The sequence below is a fragment of the Bosea sp. F3-2 genome (assembly GCF_008253865.1).
Lineage (GTDB): Bacteria > Pseudomonadota > Alphaproteobacteria > Rhizobiales > Beijerinckiaceae > Allobosea.
Map to the genome: position 1 here is coordinate 112,659 of NZ_CP042333.1, position 12,509 is coordinate 125,167.

The window sequence follows — 12,509 nt, forward strand, 5'->3', positions numbered from 1 at the left end:
GAAAACCCCGGCTTGCTCGCGGATCAGCTTCTCGCCCGAAGATGGCCGCCGAGCCCGGCGAGATTCGGGAGGTTCGGCAGGTCGTCTATTAGGTCGAGAATGGCGCGAGACGTCGAGGCTTCGAGAACGCCGGCCGCGTTGTCCTCGAATTTCCTGCGGATTTCGTCGTCCGTCAGCGCGTTGCTCGGATCGCCCTTCGGATAATACATCTCGCTGCGATGGACCGAGCCATCTTCCATCTCAACCGTGAGCTGAGCCGGGAATTTTTCAGGATAGAGCTTCGTCAATTCGTCGTCGGCGACGATCTCGACTTTCTCCATCAGCGCCCGAACGAGCGGGTCGCGGTAGCGATCTTCCTTGAACTGGGCCTGGCCGACCTCGCCGTCAACCAGCGCGACGGCGACGCAGTAGGGCACCGAGAGGCGCGCCGCCATGGTGGTGTCGACGCGCTTGCTGGAAAAATGCGATTTCACCGTCGCGTAGGTCCGTACCGTCACGGCTTTGATCTGATCGGGCCTGGGGGAATTTCCCGATACGATTTTAAGGCTCGCGCCGATGGGGCTGTGGCTCGCGAGGATGGACGGGAAATACTTGAAACCGTTATCGAGAATGGTCCACTCTGAACCCAACCCCCGCGACAGGACGTCGATCTTGGGTTCTAGGCTGTAGGCCGCCAGATATCCCTTCGGATGGCCGAAGATATCCGGCGGGCTGGTCAGCCCCATGGCGGCGGCCCGCGCGCCCAGCACGCCGTTAAAGCCGGACTTTCCGGGGTGCAGGCTCTTGGTATCGTCGCCGCTTTCGAAGAAGGTGTTGAGGCCGGCGGCCTGCGTGCCGGCCGAGCCAAAGGCCAGCCTCATCTGCACCGGATCGAGATTCATTGCCCGGCCCGCGGCGGCAGTGGCGCCGAAGGTTCCGTTCGTCGCGGTCGAATGCCAAAAGCGGTAATGCGTCGGCATCACCGCCATGCCGACGCGCGCGGTCACCTCGTAGCCCGCCACGATCGCGGTGACGAGATCGCGTCCGCTGCCGCCCATGTCCTCCGTCACGGCCAGAGCCGCCGGCATCACGACCGAGCCGATATGAGCGAGCGCGCGCTTGTGGGTATCGTCGTTGTCCGTGGCGTTAACCAGAATGCCGTTGCCGAGCGCGACGAGGGCGGGGTGTGAACGCCCGCCACCGATGACGCTCGCGCGCCCCTGCGCCCCGAAATCCTCGACGATGCGGCGGGCGAGGCCGGCTTTCCGCTCGTCCTCGCGCCAGGCGCCGACGGCGCAGCCGATCGAATCGAGCAGGAAGCGCTTGGTCTGATGCACGACCGCGGCCGGCAGGTCTTCATAGCGAAGTTTCGACGCGAAAGTCGCCAGCGGCTCGGTCACGTTCTCGATCTTGGCGTGGATCAACGTATCCTCCCTGTGTGGGGGGTCATATCTGGAGCCCGGGCCAGACTGGGACAAATGCCGATTGTGCCTATCTGACTTAACCCGACTTCCGGCCGCGCTCAGAGGAAGCCGAGCGAATAGTCAAGCGCCTCCGCGATCGTGCGGAAGTCCTTCACGATCACCTCCTGCACGGCCCGCACCGCCTTGCTGGCCGGACGGTCGATCGAAGTGGCGACGACCAGCTCCCGCTGCACTTCGGGCCGCGTCAGGCGTGCGGCCCAGAGCTGCCCGCTTTCGAGTTCCCGGGCGATGCTGGCCAGCGGCAGGATCGCGACCCCCTCGCCGCGCAAGATGAGCTCCTTGATGGCCGCGACGGAATCGAGTTCGTGCAGCGGGCGGATCTGGATGCCAGCGTCGATCGCGGCTTCCTCGATCAGCTTCCGGAGCGCGCTCATGCGCGTCGGAAGGATGACGGGAAGATCGCCGAGGGTGTGGAACGCGATTTCCCTAGCGACCGCCGGTGCCCTTGAACTGCGATCGTCGTGCCGCCCGATCACGTAGAGACGGTCTGTCGCGAGATGCGTGGCCTTGTATTTCCTCAAGTCCGAAGCCCGGCCGTTCAAGACCGCTAGATCCACCGCACCCGCGAGCAGCCAATCCTGCAGATAGCCATTGAAGCCGTCTAGCAATCGAATATGGATATGCGGGTGAAGTTCGCGGCAGCGCGTGAGCAGTCCCGGCGTGAACGCGAAGAGTGAAGGCGGAACGCCTAGGACCACGTCGCCGCTGACGGAGCCGGCGAAGCTGATGACTTCCCGCCGCGTATCCTCGACCATCTGAAAGATTTGCTGACAGCGGCCAAACAGCTGAGTCCCCGCTTCGGTGAGCGTAACGCCCCGGCCGTTGCGTTCGAACAGCGGCACCCCGAGCTCGTCCTCCAGCGCCCGTATCGTGCGGCTAATCGCTGGCTGGGTGACGTGGAGGAACGACGACGCGCGTGTGACGCTACCTAAATCCGCAACATAGTAAAAGCATCGCAGGTGCCTGATATCCATCTCACCCTCCCCAACTCGGCCCGCGAATGTCCACGATCAAACGCGCGCATGAGCCCCCGTTAGCTATCCCGTCGCACGCATGCGCCGAAAAGGGCGTGTCCCTGATTATGCCATACTGGTAAAACGCATCCAATAATAGGCAAATGCAGCCAATCTGCTCGCCAGCCTCGCATAGGGTCGCATTATGCCTGTTATGCAAAATAGGTTCTTTGCGCAAAGCCCACAAAGAGAAATACTGCGAAAATTCCGCCATATCACGGATCATTAAAGACAATAGGCGCAACACTCAGCGAGGTAAGAGAATATATTTTCACTAATCGAGCTCCATTTAAATTTAAAATCTAGAAAAAGGCCCTCGAATAGCCGCCAAAACCTCGAAAGCCAACGATAAAATTAGTACAACGGGAATGGCGGTCGCCAGCCCAAGTCATGCGGCCACAGGGAGAACCACGATGTCGAACCATCGATCTAGGCGCCATGTCCTCGCTGCCATGGCCGCATCGACAGCTGCGGTTCATGGCCTTGCCATTCCCGGCATTGCATTGGCTCAGGATAGCAAGCGGCTGCGCATCGCCGTCGGCTTCGGCCTGCCGAGCCTTCCCGTCCGCATCGCACAGCAGAATGGCTATTTCGCCGAGCAGGCCAGGAAGCTCGGCCTCTCGGATTTCAAGGTCGATATCGTGCAGCTCAGCGGGCAGAATCCGATCATCGACTCGCTCCTCTCCGGCCAGATCGACATGTGCATTTCCGGCCAGGCCGGAATGCTCATCGCCTGGGATCGCACCAGAGGCACGAGTCGCGAGATCTGCGGATTTTCAGGCATTTCGAACAATCGCTGCATGCTGATGACGGTCGATCCGCGCATCAGGTCGCTGGCCGATTTCGGCCCGAACGACAAGATCGCGATGCCTTCCACGGCGAACACGCAGGCGTTCATCCTGAAGATGGCCTGCGAGAAGCAGTTCGGCGACTCTACTCGCCTCGACAAGAGCATGATCAGCCTTCCGCATCCCGATGCGTTGAACGGGCTGCTGCGGGGCGGCATCGTCGCCGCCCATTTCGCTTCTCCACCCTACGTGCAAATCATCGCGAAGGATCCGCGGGCTCGGACGATCCTTACTTCCGGTGACGTTTTCGGAGGGCTTTCGAGCTTCGTGATCGTGGCCGGCACGCGCTCCTTCGCCGAGGCCAATCCCGACATCGTCAAGGTTTTCCTCGCCGCGCTGCAGGACGCGATCACCTTCATCGAGAATAACCCGGCGCAATCGACCGAGATTTACCTGCAAATCGAGCCGACCACTATACTTTCGAAAGCGGAATTCCAGCGGATCATCGAGGACCCGCAGGAGGGCTATTCCCTCAACACGAACGGGATCATGACCTATGCCGGTTTCATGAAGAAGACCGGCTTCCTGAGAAACGAACTGAAATCGATCGACGATTTCATGATTCCCGCCGTTCACGCGTTGAGAAACACCTGATGAGCGAGCATTTCAGTATGCCGCCAGCCCTGCTCGAGGTCGATGGCATCACGCTGCAGTACAAGACCCCGACGACGCTCGTCACGGCTTCGTATCGCGTAAGTTTCGATGTGCTGAAAGGTGATCGGTTTATCCTTCTCGGCCCCTCCGGCTGCGGCAAATCGACGATCCTCAAAGCCGTGGGCGGCTATCTCAAGCCCGTCGAAGGGACGATCCGGCTTCAGGGCAAACCGGTGACCGGCCCCGGCGCGGACCGCATGATGGTCTTCCAGGAGTTCGATCAGCTCTTGCCGTGGAAAACCGTTCTCGGCAACGTCATGTTCAGCATGGTGGAGAGCGGCAAGTTCTCCCGGGAAGAGGCGCAAAGGCGGGCTATCGCGATCATCGGGCGGGTCGGCCTGGCGAAGTTCGCCAATGTCTATCCCCATACGCTTTCCGGCGGCATGAAGCAGCGCGTCGGCATTGCGCGGGCGATGGCGCTCGAGCCCGACATGCTGCTGATGGACGAGCCCTTCGCTGCGCTCGACGCACTGACACGACGCCAGATGCAAGACGAGCTCCTACATCTCTGGCGGGATCGCAGCTTCACGATGCTGTTCGTCACGCATTCGATTGAGGAGGCGATCGTGCTGGGAACCCGCGTGCTCGTGCTCAGTCCTCATCCCGGCCAGGTGCGGGCCGAACTCGACTGCAGCCGCTTCGAGCACACCCATGTGGGCAGCCGGGAATTCCAGGAATTGCACCGCAAGATTTCCCATTTGCTGTTTGGCGACCGTGCGACCGCGGAGAATGAAGGCCTGCATGTCTGAACTCGCCATACAGCCGGGGCAACCGCGTCCCGATTTCGAGAACCCGGCGTCAGCCGTCGGGCATATCGGCAATGTGGAACAGAAACTCGGCCCGTTCGAGCTGATCTGGAACGAGGTTGGCGTTCGCCGCGGCGTGTTCATTCTCTTGCTCGCAGCGGTGTGGGAGATCTACGCGCGTTGGTTGGACAACCCCCTGTCCTTTCCACCCCTGAGCACGACCGCCGCCGTTTTCGTCAGCGATCTCGCCAGCGGCGAGCTGCCGGTCCGGCTCTGGTCGACCTTACAGGTCCTCGTCCTGGGGTACCTGACAGGGCTCGTCATCGCCACGATTCTGACCAGCGTCGCCGTGTCGTCGCGGTTCGGCACCGACGTGCTCGCGACCTTGACTGCGATGTTCAATCCTCTCCCGGCGATCGCCCTCCTGCCACTCGCTCTTATCTGGTTCGGCCTGGGCATTCCAAGCCTTGTCTTCGTCATCACTCATTCGGTGCTCTGGGCCGTCGCGTTGAACGTGCATTCGGGTTTCCTCAGCGTGAGTATGACTCAGCGCATGGTCGGCCAGAACGTCGGGTTGCGGGGTCTGCCTTATGTCATGAAACTGCTGATCCCGGCGGCATTCCCGTCCATCCTCGCCGGCCTGAAGATTGGATGGGCCTTCGCTTGGCGGACGTTGATCGCGGCGGAGCTGATATTCGGCGTATCGTCGAGCCAGGGTGGCCTCGGCTGGTACATCTTCCAGGCGAGGACCCTGCTCGACACGCCGCGGGTCTTCGCCGGACTATTGACCGTGATCCTTGTCGGCTTGCTGATCGAGGGGATAATCTTCAGGGCAATAGAGAACCGCACCGTCCGCAAGTGGGGCATGCAGAGCTGAACCCCCCCGTGCGCGAACAGCGCACGGTAGGCGTCTCGCTCCGTAACAACATTTGAGCAAATGGTTGGCCTCTCAAACGCGCCCGATCGGACCTCCGGACTGTCGTCGGGGGGTCGTCTGCAGGACGCCAACGGGGCATAGAGAAATTGATGATGAACGAATGGCTCAAGCGCTTCGCCAACCGCGCGGACGGGATGCAGGCATCAGAAATTCGCGAGCTGCTCAAGCTGCTCGACCGGCCTGACATCACGTCTTTCGCCGGCGGCATCCCCGATCCCAGCCTGTTTCCGACCGAGGCCTTCGCAGCGGCCTACAGAGATGCCTTGACGGGAACGGCGGCGGGGGCAGCGCTGCAATACTCGGTCAGCGAAGGCTATCTGCCGCTGCGGCAGTGGCTGGTCGCACATATGGGTCGACTGGGCGTCGCATGTTCAACCGACAACATCCTGATCACTTCGGGCTCGCAGCAGGCGCTGGACTATCTGGGCAAGCTCTTCATAGGCCCGCAAGACACGGTGCTGATCACGCGACCGACCTATCTCGGGGCCCTTCAGGCCTTCAGCCCCTACGAGCCGCGCTATGAATACGTGCAGCCGGAGGTGGGGAACGCCACTCCGGCGCTCTACGCCGGCGCGGCAGGCGCCTCCCGCAGCAAACTCGCATTCGCCTATCTGACGCCGGATTTTGCCAATCCCACGGGAGAGACGATCAGCCCTGCGGGGCGCACCCGTATGCTCGACCTTTGCAACGAACTCGACATGCCGCTCGTCGAGGACGCAGCATATGAAGCGCTCCGTTACGAAGGCGTGAGTCCGCCGGCCTTGCTCGCGCTCGATTGCCGGCGCAGCGGCGGCATCGACCTCGCGCGGACCATCTACTGCGGAACGTTCTCCAAGACTCTGTCGCCGGGGCTTAGGGTCGGGTGGGTCTGTGCCGCGAGACCGGTCATCCAGAAGCTTGTGCTGATGAAGCAGGCATCCGATTTGCACTCGCCTTCGATCAACCAGATCGTCATGCATGCCGTGGCCGACAAATACTATGCCGAGCACACCCGGATGCTCCGGGACGTATATCGCCGGCGCCGGGACGTCATGCTTGCCGCGCTAAACGAGCATATGCCGCCACCGGTGACGTGGACACGGCCGGATGGCGGGATGTTCGTATGGGTGCGCTTGCCGGATGGGCTCGACGGCACACGGCTTCTGGAACGCGCTATTGCCGAAGCGCGTGTCGCTTTCGTGCCGGGGAAAGCCTTCTACGCGGACGGAACGGGAACCAGCACCATCCGGCTGAGCTTCTCGCTCGCCGAGGAAACCGAGTCAAAGGCCGGGATCGAACGCCTCGCTCGCTTGGTCAGGAATGAATACGCTCGCCTGAATGCTCAAGCGTATCCCGGCTCTAGCTAATGAGAAGCGCGATCTGTTATCAATTGCCCAAGGGAATAACATGACCAAACCCCGCATCATTCGGCATTCATTAGAGATTTTTTCTGGCCCTGCTCGCAACGGCGGCGAATTCGCCGCAGAAGCTGCAGCGCGGCCCCAAGGAGCTTAGGACCAAGGGAGGCCTTCAGTACAGCCCGCCCTTCCGGTAAGGAACAGCCTGCGGTATCAGGCCAAACGGAACTATCGAACCCGAAGCCGCAGGTTACCGATCTTTGCAAAAGCCGGCGATAATTCGAAGACTTCGCTAGATTCGACCGGAGACAATATCGCGCCCGAGCAGCCGACCGGGAGGTCCAGCGGTCAGACGAGCCGGAAGAGCCGAGTGCCGTAGCCGACGAGCTCCCGCTCCGCCACCAGAACGTCCCGGACCGTACCAGCGACCTGCGCTATGATTGGTAGCAGGATTTCGCCCGCTTCCAGATAACCCACCAGCTGATCGACGGCGATCTCGTCCCCGACCTTGATCTCGGTTTCGCCGCGTTCGGGATGCGTCCCTCGAAAGAGGCCAGGCCCAGGCGCTGTCACAAAGCTCCCCGCCACTGCGAGATACGGGACCGCTACGGCCTCGGCAGCGCTCGCGATATCGACGACGAGCCGATAACGGCCGGCCGCTGTTTCGACCTCCGCCAGCTCGATCCCTCGCCTTGACATCAACGTCGCCAGCTCGGCGATTTCGGACGGCTTCATGCCGGTTGCCCTCCTGGCTGCAATTGGGTGCGCTTCTCTAGCTTCACGATCTGCGCGAGCCGGTCGAGGTAGTCCGCTGCGCGATAAAAGCACCGCGCTTCCTCCCAGGAGACCTGGACGAAGCGTAGCTTCCCCCGAGCCGGCCCGCGCCGGCATGGTCCACCATGGCGGCCCCAGGCGGCCGCCGAGCATCGCGCCACCATCCGCGAACAGGAGCTTGAAGGGCGGCAGTCGAGATCTCGATGCCCTCGGCATCGGCCCTCGCACAGAAAGGCCGTCTCGCCCATCCAGCTGATCCTAGGATGGTCGGCAGCGGCACTCATGACGCACTTGCCTTCTTGCGGTCTTCCAGGAAATGGATCGAAACGCCGCCGGCCGTGAATTGCGGGTCGGTCAGCAATTCGCGGTGTAGCGGCACATTAGTCCTGATGCCCTCAACGACGATCTCGGACAAGGCCCCCTGCATGCGGGCGATGGCTTCGGCGCGTGTCGGGCCATGAGTGATGGCCTTGGCAATCATAGAATCGTAGTTGGGCGGCACGACATAGCCGGACGCGAGATGGGAATCGACGCGAACGCCCGGTCCGCCGGGCGCGTGCCAGAACGTCACCCGGCCCGCCGACGGCATGAAGCTATCGGGGTCCTCGGCATTGATCCGGCACTCGATCGCATGGCCGAATATCCGGATGTCCTGCTGCCCAAGCGGCAGCGCCTCGCCCCGCGCTACCCGCAATTGCAACTCGACGATGTCGAGACCGCTGACCATCTCCGTCACGGTATGTTCGACCTGCAGGCGCGTATTCATCTCGATGAAATACAGCTCTCCGTTCTCGTAGAGGAACTCGAACGTTCCCGCTCCGCGATAGCCGATCGATCGGCAAGCGGCGACGCAGCTCTCGCCGACGCGCGCGAGCAGGTCGCGTGGGACCCCGAATGCCGGCGCCTCCTCAATGATCTTCTGATGCCGGCGCTGCACCGAACAGTCCCGTTCGCCGATCCAGACGCAATTGCCGTGGCCGTCCGCCACGATCTGAATTTCGATATGGCGGGGCGTCTGTAGAAACCGCTCGAGGTAGACGGTCGGATTGCCGAAGGCCCGACCGGCTTCCTCACGCGTCATGGAAATCGCCGATATCAGCTCGCTTTCCTCGTGCACAATCCGCATGCCGCGCCCGCCGCCGCCGCCCGCCGCCTTGACGATGATCGGAAAGCCGACCTCCCGGGCGATCGAAAGGCTCGACTCATTCGCCTCCAGCCCCCCCTCGTAGCCGGGAACGCAGGGAACGCCGGCTGCGATCATTGCCCGCTTGGCGGAGATCTTGTCGCCCATGAGGCGGATGGCAGAGGCCGGCGGGCCGACGAAGACGAGCCCCTGCTCCTCGACGAGCTCGGCGAAATCCGCATTCTCGGACAAGAAGCCGTAGCCCGGATGGATCGCCTGCGCACCGGATGCCCGCGCCGCGACGACCAAGGCCTGCTTGTTGAGATAGCTTCCCGCAGAGGGAGCGGGGCCGACGCAGACGGCCGCATCCGCCAGGCGGACATAGGGCGCGCCGGCGTCGGCCTCGGAGAAGGCCTGGACGCAGCGCAGTCCGAGCTTACGGCAACCACGCTGGATGCGCAGCGCGATCTCGCCGCGATTGGCGATGAGGACGGTGTCGAACATGATTGCTTCCGGTACCGGTTCACTCGATCTCGAAGAGCGGCTGGCCCTCTTCGACGGGCTCGCCATCGGCCTTGAGGATGCGCCGCACCCGCCCGGCCTTCTCCGCCGGGATCTTACAGAGTGTCTTCATAGCCTCGATCAAACCCAGCGTCTGGCCCGGCTCGACCGCATCGCCTTCGGACACGAACGGCTTCTCTCCGGGAGCCTGCGCCCGGAAGAAGGTGCCGTACATCGGCGAGGAGACGATGCTCGCCGAAGACGTACTCGCGCCGCCGCCGGACCCTGTGCCGGAAACCTGCGCCGTCGGAACCGGAGGAGCCGGGCTTCTGACCGGCGGCACAGCCACGGGCGAAGATCGCCCGGCCGGCGCCGCCGTCGAAGCTCGTTTCACCAACCTGACACGGCCCTCGGCGTCCTCTACTTCCAGCTCCAGCAGCGGAGAGGCGGCGAAGAGATCGGCGAGCGCGGCGATACGCTTCAGTTCCATATCGGCTCCCGGTCAGGCGACTTGCGCTGGTGCGACCGCACGAAACTTTCGACGGAGATGCCGGCCGCCTCGTGCCGGTCGCGAACGCAGCGCGCGACCGCGACGGCATCGCTGGAATCTCCGTCCACGGAGATCGTGTCGATCGGGCTGCCGCTTGCCCTCGATAGCGGCGTGGGCGACATAGTCGCCGACGCCCTCGGCTAGATCGGAATTTAAATCGACTTTCGGCATGGAACTCCCTCCCGGCCGCGGATTTCAGATACCCAGATAGGCGCGGCGCACATCCGGATTGTCGCGGATTTCCGCGGGGGTGCCGGCGCGCGTGATCTTGCCGGTCTGCAGGACCTTGGCCCGGTCGGTGATAGCGAGGCTCTCCGCGAGTGAAAAGTGGTTCTGGACTGGAGTATAGCGATCTTTTTTCCTACAAAATCATTCCTTCAAGCGATGAAATTGGCTTGGGATTTCGCAGATGCGAGCGGGATGCGCCTCTGCCATTGCCTTCAACCGCGTTCTGGAGCCCATGGGAGGTAAGAAGGCTATGCGAACTCGCCTTCCGAACCAGCGGCAACGTCAGCGATAGAGGCCGATGGAGCCTTTCCGCGCCGTGATGGTCACCAGCTCCATTAAAGGCGCCGCCGCCTGCTCTTTACTGCCAACCCACGATTAGCCGCATCGTTTTCCACACCAAAAAGAACGTTAGGGCTGGCGCTTTTTTTCACGCCCACGAGCAGCCTCCTCCAGCATCCGCGCTGAGCATGACAACGCCAATCCCGCCCGCAATTCGGCGGCAACTCGCCCCAAGCGATCCAGATCTAGATCCTGCATTTTTTAAGAGTGCCGGGACATCATGGATGCCAGCCCATGACGCGGATCAACTAAGCTTCGATTACGTATGTACCTTTCGATGCGCTACCTGAAGCCATGCCACGGCTGCCTCAACGATCGGATGGTAGCGCCGCTCACTCCATACCGCTGCGGCGGTCACGACCGTGACCCTCTCCTTCAAGGGGCGGATCGCCACGTTGGGCGGGGCTAGCTTCCGCATCGAGGCCGGAACAAGCGCCAATCCCTGCCCGCAGCTGACATAAGCAAGTTGGGACGTGAGCGAGCGCACCTCGTGGAAAATGCGCGGCGAGAACCCGTTAGCCCGGCAGACGGAAACGAGCATATCGAAATACACGGGGCTGACTTGGCGCGAAGACATGACCAGATGCTCGCCATCAAGCGACTTCAGGCGAATGCGCGGCAGACCGGCAAGGGCATGCTGCGTCGGCATCGCCACCGCCAGACGGTCTTCTGCTAGGGGCATCGTCGCGATGCCGTCCGCCACCTCGCCCTCGAGCCGGGCGAAGGCAAGATCGAAGGCGCCGGCTTCGAGCCCCGGAACGGCATCGGCGCTGTCGATTTCCTTGACGAAGACGCTCAGCTGCGGATGGGAGCTTCGCAGCGCCTCCAGCAGCGGCGGCACCGTATCGAGCATCGCCGAATTGATCGCGCCGATATGGAGAACTGCGGACTGCCCGGCGACGACCTCGCGTATGACAGCTTCTAGTTGCTCGGCCTGTGCCGCGAAGCGCCTGACCGCCGGCAGGATCGCGGCCCCAGCCGCACTCAGCACGGTTCCCCTCCGGGATCGATCAAACAACTTCAGGCCCAGCGATCGCTCAAGGATCTGGATCTGCATCGTCAGCGGCGGCTGGGACATGCCGAGCCTCTTCGCAGCCCGGGCGAAATGCTGCTCCTCCGCCACCGCGAGGAACATCCAGAGCTGCTTGACGAGCCGGAAATCGACGACCTCGTGCAATGGTGAGGGCTCCAGCCGATAGAAGCGACGAGACCACGCCTCTGATCCAATCAAGGTATCACAGATATAACGACATAAGAATATACATATCAGGCGGCATCGCCATAGTCCGGCCATGCAATCGAATCCGGATCGCACCGCCATGTCGAAACCATCGCATCTCGACCGCCTTGCTGCGCTCGACACCAACACCATCTCCGACGCGCTGGACTTCCTCGGCCTGAAAGGCGCCACCTACGGGCTGCGCCCCCTCTGGGACTGCCCGAAGATCGTCGGGCGGGCCAGCACGATCCAGCTCGGCCCGAAGGCCGACGTTAAGCCCACCGTTCACCTGATCTCGCCCGTCATCGACGCGGTCGCGAGCGACGACCGCGTGCTTGTCATCGCGGGCGGGCCAGAAGGTATTTCGTGTTGGGGAGACATTCTCGCCAATGCCGCCACGTCGAAGAAGATCCGCGGCTCCGTTATCGACGGCATGAGCCGGGACATCGAGGGCAGCGAGTCTATCGGCTATCCCGTCTACGGCCGGGGCGTCACCATGATCAGCGCCCGCAACCGCATCGTCCAGATCGACTCTGCGACCCCCGTGACGATGGCGGGCGTCACCGTCAGCGAGGACGATTACGTCATCGCCGACCGTTGCGGCACCGTATTCGTCGCGGCGGCGCAGATTGAGCCGGTGCTGGACCTCGCCGAGAAGATCGCCCGCCGACAGGACGGGATGGTCGCAGCCGTGCGCGCCGGCCGCTCTGTCGCGGACGTCATGCACGACAAAGAATTCGAAGCGATCCGTGCCCATTGAGGCGCCTCGGCGATAGG

At 62.6% G+C, this 12,509-nt stretch carries 12 protein-coding genes; 5 read left to right on the forward strand and 7 right to left on the reverse strand.

Annotated features, from left to right (window positions below):
* Window positions 1–23: 23 nt before the first annotated feature.
* Complete coding sequence (locus FQV39_RS32530; protein WP_187640399.1) at window positions 24–1,403, reverse strand: MmgE/PrpD family protein; 1,380 nt, start codon at window positions 1,401–1,403, stop codon at window positions 24–26.
* Between the two features lie 98 nt (window positions 1,404–1,501).
* The gene (locus tag FQV39_RS32535; protein WP_149134590.1) at window positions 1,502–2,437 is read right to left on the reverse strand and encodes a LysR family transcriptional regulator; all 936 of its coding nucleotides are present in this window, start codon (window positions 2,435–2,437) and stop codon (window positions 1,502–1,504) included.
* A gap of 452 nt (window positions 2,438–2,889) precedes the next feature.
* On the opposite strand from FQV39_RS32535, the gene FQV39_RS32540 reads away from it, so the two are divergent.
* The 4 genes from FQV39_RS32540 (at window position 2,890) to FQV39_RS32555 (ending at window position 7,007) form a co-directional block, all read left to right on the forward strand.
* Complete coding sequence (locus FQV39_RS32540) at window positions 2,890–3,918, forward strand: ABC transporter substrate-binding protein (RefSeq protein WP_187640400.1); 1,029 nt, start codon at window positions 2,890–2,892, stop codon at window positions 3,916–3,918.
* Window positions 3,918–4,727, forward strand: a complete 810-nt coding sequence (locus FQV39_RS32545; protein WP_149134592.1) for an ABC transporter ATP-binding protein — start codon at window positions 3,918–3,920, stop codon at window positions 4,725–4,727. The genes FQV39_RS32540 and FQV39_RS32545 overlap by 1 nt, the downstream gene beginning before the upstream one ends.
* Window positions 4,720–5,601, forward strand: a complete 882-nt coding sequence (locus FQV39_RS32550) for an ABC transporter permease (RefSeq protein WP_149134593.1) — start codon at window positions 4,720–4,722, stop codon at window positions 5,599–5,601. Before FQV39_RS32545 ends, FQV39_RS32550 begins: the two co-directional genes overlap by 8 nt.
* A 152-nt stretch (window positions 5,602–5,753) precedes the next feature.
* Window positions 5,754–7,007, forward strand: coding sequence for an aminotransferase-like domain-containing protein (locus FQV39_RS32555; RefSeq protein ID WP_149134678.1), 1,254 nt, complete (start codon window positions 5,754–5,756; stop codon window positions 7,005–7,007).
* Window positions 7,008–7,346: 339 nt separating this feature from the next.
* Here FQV39_RS32555 and FQV39_RS32560 read toward each other — a convergent pair whose 3' ends face one another.
* The 5 genes from FQV39_RS32560 to FQV39_RS32580 form a co-directional block, all read right to left on the reverse strand.
* Complete coding sequence (locus FQV39_RS32560; RefSeq protein WP_149134594.1) at window positions 7,347–7,733, reverse strand: acetyl-CoA carboxylase biotin carboxyl carrier protein; 387 nt, start codon at window positions 7,731–7,733, stop codon at window positions 7,347–7,349.
* A 319-nt stretch (window positions 7,734–8,052) separates the two neighbouring features.
* Complete coding sequence (gene accC, locus FQV39_RS32565) at window positions 8,053–9,399, reverse strand: acetyl-CoA carboxylase biotin carboxylase subunit (RefSeq protein WP_149134595.1); 1,347 nt, start codon at window positions 9,397–9,399, stop codon at window positions 8,053–8,055.
* Between the two features lie 19 nt (window positions 9,400–9,418).
* Complete coding sequence (locus FQV39_RS32570; protein ID WP_149134596.1) at window positions 9,419–9,886, reverse strand: acetyl-CoA carboxylase biotin carboxyl carrier protein; 468 nt, start codon at window positions 9,884–9,886, stop codon at window positions 9,419–9,421.
* 255 nt (window positions 9,887–10,141) lie between these two features.
* A complete protein-coding gene (locus FQV39_RS34195; RefSeq protein ID WP_149134679.1) occupies window positions 10,142–10,249 on the reverse strand; it encodes an ABC transporter ATP-binding protein C-terminal domain-containing protein in 108 nt (35 codons plus the stop codon).
* A 523-nt stretch (window positions 10,250–10,772) separates the two neighbouring features.
* Window positions 10,773–11,648, reverse strand: a complete 876-nt coding sequence (locus FQV39_RS32580; protein WP_248313581.1) for a LysR substrate-binding domain-containing protein — start codon at window positions 11,646–11,648, stop codon at window positions 10,773–10,775.
* A gap of 184 nt (window positions 11,649–11,832) precedes the next feature.
* Here FQV39_RS32580 and FQV39_RS32585 point away from each other — a divergent pair, with 184 nt between their 5' ends.
* Window positions 11,833–12,492: an RraA family protein gene (locus FQV39_RS32585; RefSeq protein ID WP_149134680.1), complete on the forward strand. Its 660-nt coding sequence runs from the start codon at window positions 11,833–11,835 to the stop codon at window positions 12,490–12,492.
* Window positions 12,493–12,509: the final 17 nt, after the last annotated feature.

Coding starts and splice junctions, on each gene's coding strand:
- FQV39_RS32535 (WP_149134590.1), bottom strand. CDS start 2,437: ATGGATATCAGGCACCTGCGATGCTTTTACTATGTTGCGGATTTAGGT.
- FQV39_RS32540 (WP_187640400.1), top strand. CDS start 2,890: ATGTCGAACCATCGATCTAGGCGCCATGTCCTCGCTGCCATGGCCGCA.
- FQV39_RS32545 (WP_149134592.1), top strand. CDS start 3,918: ATGAGCGAGCATTTCAGTATGCCGCCAGCCCTGCTCGAGGTCGATGGC.
- FQV39_RS32550 (WP_149134593.1), top strand. CDS start 4,720: ATGTCTGAACTCGCCATACAGCCGGGGCAACCGCGTCCCGATTTCGAG.
- FQV39_RS32555 (WP_149134678.1), top strand. CDS start 5,754: ATGAACGAATGGCTCAAGCGCTTCGCCAACCGCGCGGACGGGATGCAG.
- FQV39_RS32560 (WP_149134594.1), bottom strand. CDS start 7,733: ATGAAGCCGTCCGAAATCGCCGAGCTGGCGACGTTGATGTCAAGGCGA.
- accC (WP_149134595.1), bottom strand. CDS start 9,399: ATGTTCGACACCGTCCTCATCGCCAATCGCGGCGAGATCGCGCTGCGC.
- FQV39_RS32570 (WP_149134596.1), bottom strand. CDS start 9,886: ATGGAACTGAAGCGTATCGCCGCGCTCGCCGATCTCTTCGCCGCCTCT.
- FQV39_RS32580 (WP_248313581.1), bottom strand. CDS start 11,648: ATGTTCCTCGCGGTGGCGGAGGAGCAGCATTTCGCCCGGGCTGCGAAG.
- FQV39_RS32585 (WP_149134680.1), top strand. CDS start 11,833: ATGTCGAAACCATCGCATCTCGACCGCCTTGCTGCGCTCGACACCAAC.